At 57.9% G+C, this 13596-nt stretch carries 11 protein-coding genes, 1 tRNA gene and 1 pseudogene; 2 read left to right on the top strand and 11 right to left on the bottom strand.

Translation table 11 applies throughout. From position 1 onward, the window contains the following. From AB5Z54_RS06915 to loaP, 8 genes and pseudogenes are all read right to left on the bottom strand, one after another. The gene (locus AB5Z54_RS06915; protein WP_368154454.1) at positions 1–1083 is read right to left on the bottom strand and encodes a glycosyltransferase family 4 protein; all 1083 of its coding nucleotides are present in this window, start codon (positions 1081–1083) and stop codon (positions 1–3) included. Between the two features lie 28 nt (positions 1084–1111). Then, positions 1112–1264 (bottom strand): annotated as a pseudogene (locus tag AB5Z54_RS09875) (DapH/DapD/GlmU-related protein); the annotation flags it as partial. 338 nt (positions 1265–1602) lie between these two features. Continuing rightward, on the bottom strand, positions 1603–2784 hold the full coding sequence (wecB, locus tag AB5Z54_RS06905) for a non-hydrolyzing UDP-N-acetylglucosamine 2-epimerase (RefSeq protein WP_368135224.1): 1182 nt from the start codon (positions 2782–2784) through the stop codon (positions 1603–1605). A 4-nt stretch (positions 2785–2788) separates the two neighbouring features. After that, positions 2789–4006, bottom strand: coding sequence for a polysaccharide biosynthesis C-terminal domain-containing protein (locus tag AB5Z54_RS06900; RefSeq protein ID WP_368135225.1), 1218 nt, complete (start codon positions 4004–4006; stop codon positions 2789–2791). Between the two features lies 1 nt (position 4007). Further along, a complete protein-coding gene (locus AB5Z54_RS06895) occupies positions 4008–5066 on the bottom strand; it encodes a polysaccharide biosynthesis protein (protein WP_368135226.1) in 1059 nt (352 codons plus the stop codon). Continuing rightward, positions 5067–5843 (bottom strand): WecB/TagA/CpsF family glycosyltransferase, encoded by a 777-nt coding sequence (locus AB5Z54_RS06890; RefSeq protein WP_368135227.1) that lies wholly within the window; start codon positions 5841–5843, stop codon positions 5067–5069. Next, on the bottom strand, positions 5843–6556 hold the full coding sequence (locus AB5Z54_RS06885; RefSeq protein ID WP_368135228.1) for a sugar transferase: 714 nt from the start codon (positions 6554–6556) through the stop codon (positions 5843–5845). The genes AB5Z54_RS06890 and AB5Z54_RS06885 overlap by 1 nt, the downstream gene beginning before the upstream one ends. Before the next feature lie 104 nt (positions 6557–6660). Further along, positions 6661–7212 carry an antiterminator LoaP gene (gene loaP / locus AB5Z54_RS06880; protein WP_368135229.1) on the bottom strand — a complete coding sequence of 184 codons (552 nt, stop codon included), beginning with the start codon at positions 7210–7212 and terminating at the stop codon, positions 6661–6663. Between the two features lie 1129 nt (positions 7213–8341). Here loaP and AB5Z54_RS06875 point away from each other — a divergent pair. After that, complete coding sequence (locus tag AB5Z54_RS06875; protein ID WP_368135230.1) at positions 8342–9262, top strand: virulence RhuM family protein/type II toxin-antitoxin system death-on-curing family toxin; 921 nt, start codon at positions 8342–8344, stop codon at positions 9260–9262. A gap of 146 nt (positions 9263–9408) precedes the next feature. On the opposite strand, the gene AB5Z54_RS06870 is transcribed toward AB5Z54_RS06875, so the two are convergent. The 3 genes from AB5Z54_RS06870 to AB5Z54_RS06860 all read right to left on the bottom strand — a co-directional run bounded on the left by AB5Z54_RS06870 (position 9409) and on the right by AB5Z54_RS06860 (position 10984). Then, positions 9409–9484, bottom strand: a tRNA-Ala gene (locus AB5Z54_RS06870). Between the two features lie 159 nt (positions 9485–9643). Further along, positions 9644–10285, bottom strand: coding sequence for a thiamine diphosphokinase (locus tag AB5Z54_RS06865; RefSeq protein WP_368135231.1), 642 nt, complete (start codon positions 10283–10285; stop codon positions 9644–9646). A gap of 9 nt (positions 10286–10294) precedes the next feature. Then, entirely contained in the window at positions 10295–10984 is a 690-nt protein-coding gene (locus AB5Z54_RS06860; RefSeq protein WP_368135232.1) for an HAD family hydrolase, read from the bottom strand. 331 nt (positions 10985–11315) lie between these two features. Here AB5Z54_RS06860 and glgB point away from each other — a divergent pair, with 331 nt between their 5' ends. Then, a complete protein-coding gene (gene glgB / locus AB5Z54_RS06855) occupies positions 11316–13595 on the top strand; it encodes a 1,4-alpha-glucan branching protein GlgB (RefSeq protein ID WP_368135233.1) in 2280 nt (759 codons plus the stop codon). Position 13596: the final 1 nt, after the last annotated feature.

Below are 13596 nucleotides of genomic sequence, written 5' to 3'. Positions count from 1 at the left end.
CTAATTACCGCTGGTAGCATTGCAGTAGATGTCGAGTATTTCGCTCAAGAGTAGATTGATATCGAATGAGCTGAGTATCTTTTTTCGGGCCAAAGATCCCATTTCTTTTCTAAGCTCGCTTGATTCGAGAAGATGACTCAATGCAACGGCCAGAGCTTGATGGTTATCAACCGGAATCAGAACCCCATCAACACCATCATTAATTACTTGAGGAATTCCGCCAACGGGAGTGGCGACAGTTGGAATTCCTCTAGCCATGGCTTCAAGAACGCTCATGGGGAGCCCCTCGTTTTTGGAGGGGAGGCAGTACACCGCGGCCCGCTCAAAGAGCTCTTCGCGTTCTGCGCCCGCGACCCAGCCGTGGAACTCGCAGCGGTCGGCAATACCGAGCTCTGCCGCAAGAGATTTATTCTTTTCGACCTCTCCGTCTCCGCCGAATACGACCTTGGTGCCGGGAAAACGCGACAGCATTTCTCTTGACGCGCGCAAGAGCACGTCAGGGCTCTTGCGCGCGTCAAGACGTCCTAAAAAAAGGACGTCTTGACGCGAACAAGGTGAGCACGGCTGGTCTGGAACTTTGACACCGTTATGAACAACGTCAATCTTCTCCAGGTCGCAAACGTTTTTTGAAAAGTAGTCGCGCCACTCTTCCGACAGAACCACAACTCGGTCGGCGATACTAAAGGTCTTTCTTACATCACGACGGTAGGGATCTCCGCCCTCTTCGAAAGCCTTCTTAAACTCGCCATCGTGATCGTGGAGTATTACGTACTTGCCTGCTTTGTGGGCCATACGAGCCATAATTGACTTACGTTTGTAGGAGCCACGGGCGCTAATGTGTAAATGAATGATGTCATAGGATGGCATGATCATCGCATAGCGAATCAACGCTCGGGAAAATGCGACGGATTTACCGAGCTTTGAGGAACCGATGCCCGTCCCCAGGTACTCAAAGGCATCGCATGCCTCAGGGAGACCTGCGTCTAGATAACCTTTCACGACTGAGACAATTCCGCCGTGAAGAGAGAGATCGGGTCCGACCATCAGCACCTTTGCATGGACGTGCGGATAACCTTTAGTCATTAATTTCCTCTTACCGAAAGCTTAGACGGCGAGCTGGAAGCCCCCCCCAGATTGAAAACTCCGGGCCAACGTCTTTTGTCACTACCGCACCGGCAGCAATCACACAATGGTCGGCAATTCTAACGCCCTTAAGAATCGTTACGCCGCTGCCAATCCATACATCATTGCCGATGACGACATCTTGGTCATTCTCTGGAAGCTTGTCCGACTCATCAAGCGTCATCATGGGTCGGTCGAGAACATCTGTACGATGGTCTCCAGTAATAATTGTGAGATGAGGGCCGCTCATGACGTAATTGCCGATATGAATCTTCGCACGGGTCGTCAGAAACGTTGCTCCTGGGCCAATATATACATCATGTCCCATGTAAATATTTTCAATCCCCTGAATTTCGCTACGACGACCGATGGTTACGTTTTTACCGCATGATGCAAAGGAACGTCGTAGGGCAGGAAGCAAGAGCAATTTGTTATAAGCTCGCGAGATACCATCAAGCAATCTGTACCCAGCGCCCATGGCTAAGATTTCCTCCACACCATCTTGTCCACGACGCCGGTGTAGCTCTGGATGATCTTGACCACCTTCGTGGACACGGTCTCGTCGGCGTAGTCGGGAACGGGCGCCTCGGGCAGCGACCCCTCCGCGTCGAGCTCGACGGCGGTGCGGACCGCCTGCAGCAGGCCGCGCTCGCTGATGCCGGCCAGCGTGAAGCACGCCTTGTCCAGTGCCTCGGGGCGCTCGGTGGAGGTGCGGATGCACACCGCCGGGAACGGGCGGCCGACGCTAGCGAAGAAGCTCGACTCCTCGGGCAGCGTGCCGGAGTCGGAGACCACCGCGAAGGCGTTCATCTGCAGGCAGTTGTAGTCGTGGAAGCCCATGGGCTCGTGCATGCGCACGCGCGGGTCGAGCTGGAAGCGGGTCGCCTCCAGGCGCTTGCGGGAGCGCGGGTGGCAGGAGTACAGGATCGGCATGTCGTACCTCTCGGCCAGCGCGTTGATGGCGGTGAACAGGCTCGTGAAGTTGGCCTCGGTGTCGATGTTCTCCTCGCGGTGGGCCGAGAGGAGCATATACTTCTTCGGCTCCAGCCCGAGCTCGGAGAGGATGTCGGAGGCCTCGATCTTGTCGAGGTTCGCGCGCAGGACCTCGGCCATGGGCGACCCGGTGACGTAGGTGCGCTCGGGGGCGCAGCCGGTGTCCTTCAGGTAGCGGCGGGCGTGCTCGGAGTATGCCAGGTTGACGTCGGAGATCACGTCGACGATGCGGCGGTTGGTCTCCTCGGGCAGGCACTCGTCCTTGCAGCGGTTGCCCGCCTCCATGTGGAAGATCGGGATGTGGAGCCTCTTGGCCGCGATGGCGGACAGGCAGCTGTTGGTGTCGCCCAGGATCAGCAGCGCGTCGGGCTGCACCTGGACCATCAGCTTGTACGAGGCCGCGATGATGTTGCCCACCGTCTCGCCCAGGTCGGCGCCCACGGCGTCCAGGTAGACGTCCGGGTCGTCAAGCGACAGGTCGCAGAAGAAGATGCCGTTGAGCGTGTAGTCGTAGTTCTGCCCGGTGTGCGCCAGCAGGCAGTCGAAGTGGCGGCGGCACTTCTTGATGACCTCGGACAGGCGTATGACCTCGGGGCGCGTGCCCACGATGATCAGCAGCTTCAGGCGGCCGTCGTCCCTGAATGCGATATCGGAATAGTCCTTGCCCATGCGGCTAGACCTCCTCGTAGTAGGTGTCGGGGCTCTCGGGGTCGAAGGGCTCGTTGGCCCACATGACCGTCACGAGGTCCTCGGTGTCGGACAGGTTGGTGATGGAGTGCGTGTAGCCGGGGACCATCTCCACGGCGCGCATGTCGGAACCGGAGACGGTGTACTCGTCGACGGGGAACGGGTTGCCATCGGCGTCCGCCCCCACCTTCCTCAGCTTGATGCTCGCGGTGCCGGAGACCACCAGGAACCTCTCCCACTTGCTCATGTGCCAGTGGTTGCCCTTGGTGATGCCGGGCCTCGAGACGTTGATCGAGACCTGGCCGCGCTCGGGCGTGCGCAGGAACTCGGTGAACGAGCCTCGGTCGTCCACGTTGGGCCTGAGGCCGTAGGCGAAGTGCCCCGGCTCGTAGTAGGACAGGAACGTGCTCCACAGCTTCTTGGAGAAGGACCCATCCGTCAGGTCGGGCACCGAGAGCGTCTCGCGGCTGTCGCGGAAGCCGTCGAGCAGGCAGACGATCTCGCCCAGGGACTTCACGTCGGTGACGGGGACGTAGCAGAACCCGTCACCGTCGACGCGCTCGAGGCCCTCATAGCCGCAGCGGTGCTCCTCGCCCAGCAGGGCGCCCAGCATCTCGTCGACGAGGTCGTCGATGTAGAGGAGCTCCAGCTCCACGGAGGGGTCGTTGACGGTGTAGGGGCGGCCGTTGGCGATGGCGTCGCAGAAGGTGGCCACGGCGGAGTTGTAGCGCGGGCGGCACCACTTGCCGTAGAGGTTCGGGAAGCGGTAGATGAGCACAGGCGCCCCCGTGAGCTCGGAATAATCGCGAAAGAGCCCCTCCCCCGCGAGCTTCGACTCGCCGTATACGGAGCCCTCGAAGCGGCCCGACAGGCTCGCCTGCGCGGAGCTGGAGAGCATGACGGGGCATCTGTTGCCGTGGCGCTCGAGCGTCTCGAGCAGCGTGGAGGCGAACCCGAAGTTGCCCTCCATGAACTCGGACTGCTCCTCGGGGCGGTTGACGCCGGCCAGGTTGAAGACGAAGTCGGCGCGCGAGCAGTAGTCCTCCAGCTCCCCTGGGGTCGAGTCGATGTCGTACTCCATGACCTCGAGGGGCAGCAGGCCCGCGTACTTCTTGCGGCGGTCCTTGCCGTCGCGGATGTTCTTCAGCGCGCAGCAGAGGTTCCTGCCGACGAAGCCCCTGGCGCCGGTGACGAGGACGCGCACCCTACTGCACCGCCTCGTGCTCGCGGCCCTCCAGGGCCAGCTGCACGTACTCGGCGGTCTTGATCTTGGCGATGGTGCCCTCCACGTCGAGCCTCTCGGTGTTGTGGGAGGTGTAGGACTCGTCGGCCTGGGTCTCCACCTCGCCGTCGACGACGAACTTGTCGTAGTTCAGGTCGCGCGAGTCGCAGGCCACGCGGTAGTAGCCGCCCATGTCCTCGGCGCGCAGGCGCTCCTCGCGGGTCATGAGGGTCTCGAAGAGCTTCTCGCCGTGGCGGGTGCCGATCACCTGGGTGCCCACGCGGCCGAAGACCTCCTGGACGGCCTCGGCGAGGTCGCCGATCGTGGAGGCCGGCGCCTTCTGGATGAACAGGTCGCCGGGGTTGGCGTGCTCGAAGGCGAACTGCACCAGGTCCACGGCCTCGTCCAGGTTCATGAGGAAGCGGGTCATGTTGGGGTCGGTGACCGTGAGCGGCTCGCCCTTGCGGATGCGGTCGATGAACAGCGGGATGACGCTGCCGCGCGAGCACATGACGTTGCCGTAGCGGGTGCAGCAGATGGTGGTGCGTCCGGCGCCGTTGCGGGCGTTGGCGTAGATGATGGACTCCATCATGGCCTTGGACTTGCCCATGGCGTTGATGGGGTATGCGGCCTTGTCGGTGGACAGGCACACGACGCGGTCCACGCCCTCCTCGATGGCGGCGTGCAGCACGTTGTCCGTGCCGATGACGTTGGTGCGGACGGCCTCCATGGGGAAGAACTCGCAGGAGGGCACCTGCTTGAGGGCGGCGGCGTGGAAGATGTAGTCCACGCCGTGCATGGCGTCGCGCACGCTCTGGGCGTTGCGGACGTCGCCGATGAAGAAGCGCACCTTGGAGGCGAGCTCCGGGGACCTCTCCTGCAGGCGGTGGCGCATGTCGTCCTGCTTCTTCTCGTCGCGCGAGAAGATGCGGATCTCGGCCAGGTCGGTGTTCATGAAGTGCTTGAGCACGGTGTTGCCGAACGAGCCGGTGCCGCCCGTGATCATCAGGGTCTTGTCTTTAAAGGTGGTCGAATCTTTCATCTATTTGCCTTCCTTACGTTTGGCTTTTGTAAACTGGTAAAAGAGGAATTTCGTATTGGTTACGAGGTATCGTTTGAAAAGCCGTTTTGGCTCTTGAATAAGTCTGTATAGCCACTCGAGACTCAGGTTTTGCATCCATATCGGCGCCTCTGGCACCACGCCAGCGAGAACATTGAACGCGCCTCCAACGCCTATCATCAACGGTTGAGGGCCGCCTTTAAGCTCATGCATGAGGACTTCCTGACGGGGTGCGCCCAAAGCGATCCATGCAAAGTCTGCGCCCGATTCTGCGAGGCGTCGCGATAGGTCTTGTTTCTCGCTATCGGAGAGTGGGCGGAAGACCGAAGGCTCCATGCCGGCGATTTTCAAACCCGGATATTCCTCTTGCAGTGATTCTTTGAGAGCCTCGAGATTCTTCTGCTCGTTACCGTAGAAGTAATGAGTCCATCCTTGCTGCACGGAAATGCTAAATATTTCACGCATCAGGTCCGGTCCGGTCACGCGCCCCATTGACTCGATTGTGTTTCGTCCGACAACCGATAAGGGCTTACCGTCGGGAACGGACATGAGGGAGTCAGCTTGGCAGGCCCAATAGGAAGGGTCGTCATGGGCCATAACCGATGTGTGCGCATTGGAAACGCAAATATACTCACCGTGAAGCTCATCTATATGACGAGTAAGAAACTCGACACACTCGTACATATTGGTTCCCGTGATCGGAACATCGATTACGGGAACGCGATTCAACTCAGAGTATTTCGAATAGTCCTCGAGCATTAGCACGCACCCTTACCGGTGATGACCTCAATAACCGTGAGGATCACAATCTTGAGGTCGGTGAAGATGCCCCGGTTGGCGATGTACTCCAAGTCTCGGCGGACCATGCCGTCGAAGCCGGTCGAGTTGCGCTCCGTCACCTGCCACCAGCCGGTTATCCCGGGCTTGACAGCCAGGCGCTGCAGGTCGAACTCGGTGTACTCCGCGACCTCGTTGGGCAGAGGCGGGCGCGGGCCCACGACGGACATCTGGCCCAGGAATACGTTCAGGAACTGCGGGAACTCGTCGATGGAGTGTTTGCGGATGAACTTGCCGATCTTGGTTACGCGCGGGTCGTCCTTCATCTTGAACATGGCGCCGGCGATCTCGTTCTGTCCCTTGAGCTCTGCGAGGCGCTCGTCAGCATCCCTGTACATGGAGCGGAACTTCCACATGCGGAAGGTGGACAGGCTGCCGTCGCGGTGGGTCTGGCCCACGCGGATCTGGCTGTAGAAGGGGTTGCCCTCGCTCTCCAGGCGAATGGCCGCGGCGAGCACAAGGCTCGGCACGGCTATGACGGCCAGCACGCAGCCGCTGAATACGATGTCGAAGACGCGCTTGGCGGTGCGGTAGGCCAGGCGCGTGCGGTCCCAATCTTTAATTGAATGCATGGCCTTGTAGCGCATGCTTACGTCGCCGCTCTTCATGGCCTGGGCAACCAGCGCAGCCCCCACTGGCGCTCCTTCTGTATATTCAGTTTTTTCTGACAATATTTCCTTCAAACCTACGTCCCCGCCCCCCGGGGATCCTCCCTGTCCCTTTAAACAGTCGCCTACAGTTAGGCGATCGCCTTTTTAAGGTTTCGCATTGTGCGCTGCTCGGCCGAAAGCACGGCGAGGCCAACGCGGGTGGTTACGCGTCGGCCGCACAGGTTGAGCTCCAAAAAAGCAGTGCTCTTGCGTCTGTTAATGGTTTTGATAAGCCCTTCGTGGCCCAGCAGCGGACCCGCCGTCACTACGACCTGGTCGCCGTCCTTTAAGGCTTCGCTCATAGGAACTACGCGGTCTCCCTTATGCGTAAAACCACCAATAAGCTGGACCTCTTCTTTTGCCAACGGCACAAACCGACCGTCCTGGGATAGCACCCGGGCAAAGTCGTCCATGCGCAGCAGATACTGTTGCACGGTGCGAGGATCTGCCGTATCGCAGATAAGATATCCGGGAAAGAGCGGCTTTGTCGTATCGACCCATTCGCCGTGTACCTTAATCTCGGTTTGAAATTGGGGATAAAAGAGCTCCTGTATGGCGCCAGCCGGCACCACGTGCTCAATGCGCTCGCGCACTACATCTTCGCGACCGTTAATGACCTGAATCACATACCACACGAGCACCACCCCCTTGCTGTCTTACGTGTGACTCACGGGGTTTGGGTATGGCTTCGCCAGGGCGCTTGTGCGCGAAGGCGCTCCATATTCAAACCCTGAGCCCAGTTAGACAAGCACGTGGCTCTGCCCCACCGTGAACGGTATGTATGAGTGCAGTGGCTAGAGTCGCGGACGTGTATCGCAAAAATGACCGCGACTCAAGCTGGCTGCGTGCGATCCAGTCAAGCGGGAACAAAACTGGACCGCACGCAAACAACTGCAGGACTGCTGCGAATTGTCACGAAATATCGATTCGAATGAGCAGTCTGTACAGAGAAAAGAACAAAGCCATTCAATACGATACGCATGACGACGCTATTGGAGTTCGTGGTTTTTCTGGCACCGCCGTTACGGCCGGATGCTGATCGACCCTGCGCTTTGCGGCCTGCTGAAGCCGTGAGCACAGTTGAACCCATGTGTCTTAGGTATCCTAGCACAGCAGGTGGCCCATACGTTTTGGGGTGTGTTGAGCAACATATCGTTTATTTGCCGTGATTATGAGGGATATTGTACCGTCTTGCGCACATAGCCGCAGGTTTATGGGGGTGTGTGGGTTGGTGAGCACCGCCTGAGTTGTATTGCTGAGGGCGTGAATTGCTCAAACTATTAAGTTTGGCTAACAAACTTTGTACAAAACCGGGAAGGTAATTGCGCAACTTTTTGCGGGGTGGGCGCGAGTGTCGATTGCGAGAATGCTCATCGCACAATAGACACGCCTGGCTACGGAGTCAATGCATTTTGAGGCAGATTGTTGGACAACTTTTGGGATGCAGCTAGTTGTGGGCGTAATGTCTATCGGGCGGGGTTGACGATCACGTCTTCCAGTGCGAGGTTCACCGAAAATGAAAGAAAATACATATAGAACATGCGTTCTATATGTGATAGAATGGTATTAAAGGTATACGGGCAACGTGAGCCGGTACGGAGGCCCCCAATGGTACGTATCGGCGAGATGGATGCTTTATTCACAGCGACCGTCACTCAGAGCCCTTAGGCAGGTTCGCGCCCCTGCTGGCCGACACCCATAAAGCTCGGCAGACAATCGAGTACCGAATTGGGCATGCATGTGCCCAATGGATTGATGTGGAGCGCGAAAATGAATGACAATCAGATAGTTCTCTTTGAATCCAACGACCGAGAGGTCACGATTCCTGTCAACCTAGACAGCCAAACGGTTTGGCTGACTCAAGCCCAAATGGCACAGCTATTTGACAGATCTATCGGAGTGGTTTCGCGCCATATTAAAAATGTCTTCGCTGAAGGTGAGCTTGAGCAGAAAAGCAATTTGCATATTTTGCAAAAATGCAGCTCAGACCGCCCAACTACTCTGTATAGCCTTGATGTAATTATTTCTGTAGGTTACCGCGTTAAATCCCAACGTGGCGTTGAATTCCGACGTTGGGCAACCAATGTGCTCCACAGGTATATTATTCAAGGGCATGTCGAAAACGAGCGCAGACTCGAGCAACTAGGGACGGTCGCTCAGATTATCGAACGTCTACCCGAGGACCTCGGCTCTCGTGAGATACTCGATATCGTTGAGAGCTATATAGACGTCTTTAAACTGCTCGATGAGTACGATCGTGAATCCATTGATCGGCCCAAGGGACAAACTGGGATATACACACTCGAATACGAGCTCTGTATGAGATTAATAGCCCAAATGCGCAGCCGATTTACGAGCGACCTGTTTGGCGTAGAAAAAGATGAGTCCTTCCGCAGCAGCATCTCGGTAATCAATCAGTCGTTTGGAGGCCAAGACCTCTACCCATCCGTACAGGAAAAGGCAGCAAATCTGTTGTACCTCATCATCAAAAACCATTCATTTCTCGATGGAAACAAGCGAATCGGATGCAGTCTCTTTCTCTACTATCTAGATCGCAACGGACTGCTTTTTCGCGGCTTAGACAAACGAATCGCAGACAGCACGCTTGTTGCTGTTGCGCTCATGATTGCTGAGTCGAGACCTGAAGAAAAGGAATCTATGATCTCTCTGGTTATGAACTTTTTGGAGTAGACAGGACGTCGAAGCATAATCTCCCACTTGGAGGCAGACATCGATGTGGTGGTTTCGAACACACACAACGGAAGCCAATCCCCAGATAGGAGACTGAGAGTTTAAAAATAAAAAGACCACTCAATTGAGTGGCCTTGCATTCACGATGGTGGAGACGAGGGGGATCGAACCCCTGACCTCTTGACTGCCAGTCAAGCGCTCTCCCAGCTGAGCTACGCCCCCGTGACGAGGAGATACTATAAGGGAAGATTCTTAGTTGTGCAAGAACTTTTTTGGATTGATTCTCGCACTTACGGGTTTTCCTGGGACGGGGCAGAAATAATCACTCTTCGAGCAATTATTTCTATCCACCGTCCCGATAAAACCCTGATGCGATAGACCTTACTTGTAGAGGTAAGCGATGACGGTGCCGGTGTGGACTTGGATCTTGGCGGTGGATCTTACGACATTACTGATGCCGGTGTCGGCTAACAGGCCTAGAGGGCTGTGGTCTAGCTCCCACTCTAGGCCGCGTTCACTTACCTTGGTGTTGGGAGCGATGGCGATGATGGAGAAGGTTTTGCCCTCGGCGCCCTCGATGGTCCAGGTCTCGTCCTTGTGCAGGATTCTGGCCGTCACTTCGTCTTCTTCGATCCAGACAGGAGCGTCCGCATAGCTTGCCAGTAGCCCTAGCACAGACAGGGCCATGTCCGGGCGGCCGCCGGTGGCGCAGGTTGCTACCACTTCGGCGGCTGGCCAGCGACGACGGATGGTGTCTAGGGCCAGTGCTAGATCGGTGTAGTCCTTGTAGGGGTCGTGGCGTTCCACTTCAAAATCGGCAGCGGCATCGACCAGAGCTCGTCCCTCATCACTAACGGTGTCGGCGTCGCCCACGTAGACGTCACAGCCCAGCCCCGCGCCCAGCAGGGCGTCCAGGCCGCGGTCTACGGCTACGATGTGGTCGCACTCCCCTGCCAGCTGCTGAAGCAAATCCGTGCTCGCCACCACCGGCGAGCCGCAAACAACTAATACTTTGCAAGCCACGGCCCTCGCCTAGCCCTCAAACGAAAGCACGTGGGCCAGGTCCAGGTCCTCGTAGCTGTCGATAAAGATGTCGCAGTTGGCACGCACCTCATCGCGCTCCATACGGCCGTGCGGGTCATAGATACCAACGCGCTTAAAGCCAGCAGCGCCAGAGCTCTTAAGTCCAAAGACTGCGTCCTCAAACACCCACGCACGCTCAAACTTGTGCCCATGGCGATCTTCCATGCGACGCAGCGCCAGCTCGTACACATCGGGGAACTGCTTAGAGCGCCCCGCCTCGCCCGTCGTGGTAATAAACTCCATGTAGCGATCAAGGCCAGCACTCGCAAGGGCGGACTGCACCAGGTCGGTCGGCGTGGACGTGGCCACGCACATGGCAATACCCGTCGCCTTCGCCTGCTCCAAAAATGCCAGGAGCCCCTCGCGCGGCGGCACCTTGGAGTACCCATCAATCAAAATCTCGCCCAGCTCGCGATACAGCTCCTCGCCATTCGCGCCAACGCCCCAGGTGTCGTGGTAGGCCTCGCACTCGTCCTCGAGCGACAAATGCTCAAACTGGGCAAAATCGTCGACCGTTACATCAATGCCATGACGGCGCAATAACTCGGTCTGCGCATGGCCCCAGACGGGGGAGCTATTAACCAGTGTTCCGTCGCAATCGAAAATAAAAGCAACACTTGGGGCAGCGATGTGGTCCATAAACGAGCCTTTCGATGTCAAATGGTAAACAACCTGCTAAAAACGTTTTACCAAACGTAAGCCTATCAGTTTTGAAACCCTAATTGGTAAAACTGTCAAGGGTTTTACCACGGCAATTCTGCCAGTGGTATAAACATGTCGCTTACCGATTAAACGCCCTCGCAAATCCGCTTTCGTCCATAAAACTAACGTACAGGTGTTATCGTAGTTTCTGCCGAAAGTTCCACCGAGCACGCGAGGTGGAACGGATCATAGAACTATCGCCGTCCCTTCGATTCGTGCAGCCTTGGACCTTTCGCATCTAGTCACCAAGGCAACACGCTGCCGCGTCATGATGGGATCAAACGTGAGCGATACAAAGCTAAAGCCAGCAACCAAAAAGCCTGCTACCCGCAAAGCCGCCCCGCATGCACCGGAGCTCACCAAGGACGATGTCTACCTATTTGGCATCGGCACGTGGGAGCGCAGCTGGGAAAAGATGGGCGCGCATCCCGACACGCAGAACCGTACGCGCGGCTGGCGCTTTTGCGTTTGGGCGCCCGATGTAAAAAGCGTCCATGTCATTGGCGAATTTAACGACTGGGATGAGGAAGCCAACCCGCTGGTGCCCATGCATACGAGCGCTATTTGGGAAGGCTTTATTCCTGGCGCCGAGCAAGGCCAACTCTATAAGTACCTTATCGAGACCAACGAGGGCGAGAAGCTCTACAAAGCCGATCCGTATGCCTTTAAGGCCGAGTGCCCTCCGGGTACCGCCAGCGTGCTGTGGACCCTCGATGGCTACAAGTGGAACGACGCCGCGTGGCTCAAGCGCCGTGCCGGCCACAACCATATGACGCAGCCCCTTAACATCTACGAGGTGCATATTGGCTCGTGGAAGCGCCACGGCGACGCGCCGCAGGGCGAGCCCGACGAGTACGGCAACTACCCCGGCCCCATGGACCCCTTCCCCGCGCAGCGCGGCGAGTTCTACACCTACGACGACCTGTCGGTGGAGCTCGTAGACTACGTGCGCGACATGGGCTATACGCATATCGAGGTCATGCCGCTTATGGAGCATCCCTTCGATGGCTCCTGGGGCTACCAGACGACCGGCTACTATGCTGCCACGTCGCGTTACGGCAATCCGCAGCAGCTTATGCACTTTATCGATGCGTGCCACGAGGCGGGCATCGGCGTGATCATGGACTGGGTACCCGGCGGTTTTTGCGCCGACTCCCACGGCCTTGCCACCTTTAACGGCCACATGCTGTTTGAGCACGAGATTCACCCCAACTGGGGCACGCACAAGTTCGACTTCGCCCGCGGCGAGGTCCGCTCCTTCCTGGTCTCCAACGTGCTGTACTGGCTCGAGAACTTCCACGTGGACGGCATTCGCATGGACGGCGTGTCCAGCATGCTGTACCTCAACTTTGGCATCGACGATCCCGGCCAAAAGAAGTTCAACAAGTACGGTACCGAGGAGGACTTGGACGCCAGCGCGTTTATCCGTCAGGTCAACTGCGCCGTGGAGGCGCACTACCCCGACGTGATGATGATGGCTGAGGAGTCCACCGCGTGGCCGCTCGTAACCTATCCGCCGCAGGACGGCGGCCTGGGCTTCCACTACAAGTGGGACATGGGCTGGATGAATGACACCCTGCACTACATGCAGACCGATTTTCCGTGGCGTCCCGGCAACCACGGGCTGCTCACGTTCTCCATCATGTACGCCTTTACCGAGAACTTCATTTGCCCGCTGAGCCACGACGAGGTCGTGCACGGCAAGTGCTCGCTGATCGGCCGCATGCCGGGCGACTGGTGGCGCCAGTTTGCCGGCCTGCGCACGCTGGCCTTCTACCAGATGACGCACCCCGGCGCCAAGCTCAACTTTATGGGCAACGAGATCGGCCAGTTCATTGAGTGGCGCTACTACGAGTCAATCCAGTGGTTCCTGACCGAGGAGTACGAGACTCACAAGCATCATCAGGCGTTTATCAAGGCGCTTAACCACCTGTACACCGCCGAGGCCGCTCTGTACGAGCGCGGCTACACCGACGACGGCTTTACCTGGATCGATGCGGACAACTCCAAGCAGTCCATCGTGAGCTTTGTGCGCCAGGGCGAGGACATCGACGACGACCTGGTGATCCTGATCAACTTTGACCCGGCGAGCTACGAGAGCTTCCGCGTGGGCGTGCCACGCGAGGGCGACTGGGAGGTCATCTTCGATTCCGACCGTCCCGAGTTTGGCGGCAGCGGCTATGCCGGCGATGAGCCCTACACCTGCTCGAGCGAGCCCTATCCCTGGAACGGGCAGATGGACTCCATTGAGATTAAGGTGCCCGGCCTGGCAGGCGTGGTGCTTAAGCGCCGCGGTCCCAGCAGCTACAAGCCGCCGGTGGTCGAGACGCCCAAGAAGGCGACGCGCAAGCGTGCGTCCTCGGTGAAGCCCAAGCCTGCGGCTGCCAAGAAGGCTCCGGCTAAGGCGAAGGCCACGACCGCCAAGGCCAAGACTAGGGCTGCCGCAAAGCCCGCTGCCAAGGCTACCGCGGCCAAGAAGCCGGCTGCCAAAAAGGCCACTACCAAGGCCAAATCTGCTTCTGTTAAGTCGTCTGCCAAGAATGCGTAAC

The sequence above is a fragment of the Collinsella aerofaciens genome (assembly GCF_040910185.1).
In the GTDB taxonomy this organism is placed as follows: domain Bacteria; phylum Actinomycetota; class Coriobacteriia; order Coriobacteriales; family Coriobacteriaceae; genus Collinsella; species Collinsella aerofaciens_BF.
The sequence above is the reverse complement of the archived record's forward strand: the minus strand, read 5'-3'. Positions and strand labels throughout refer to the sequence as shown.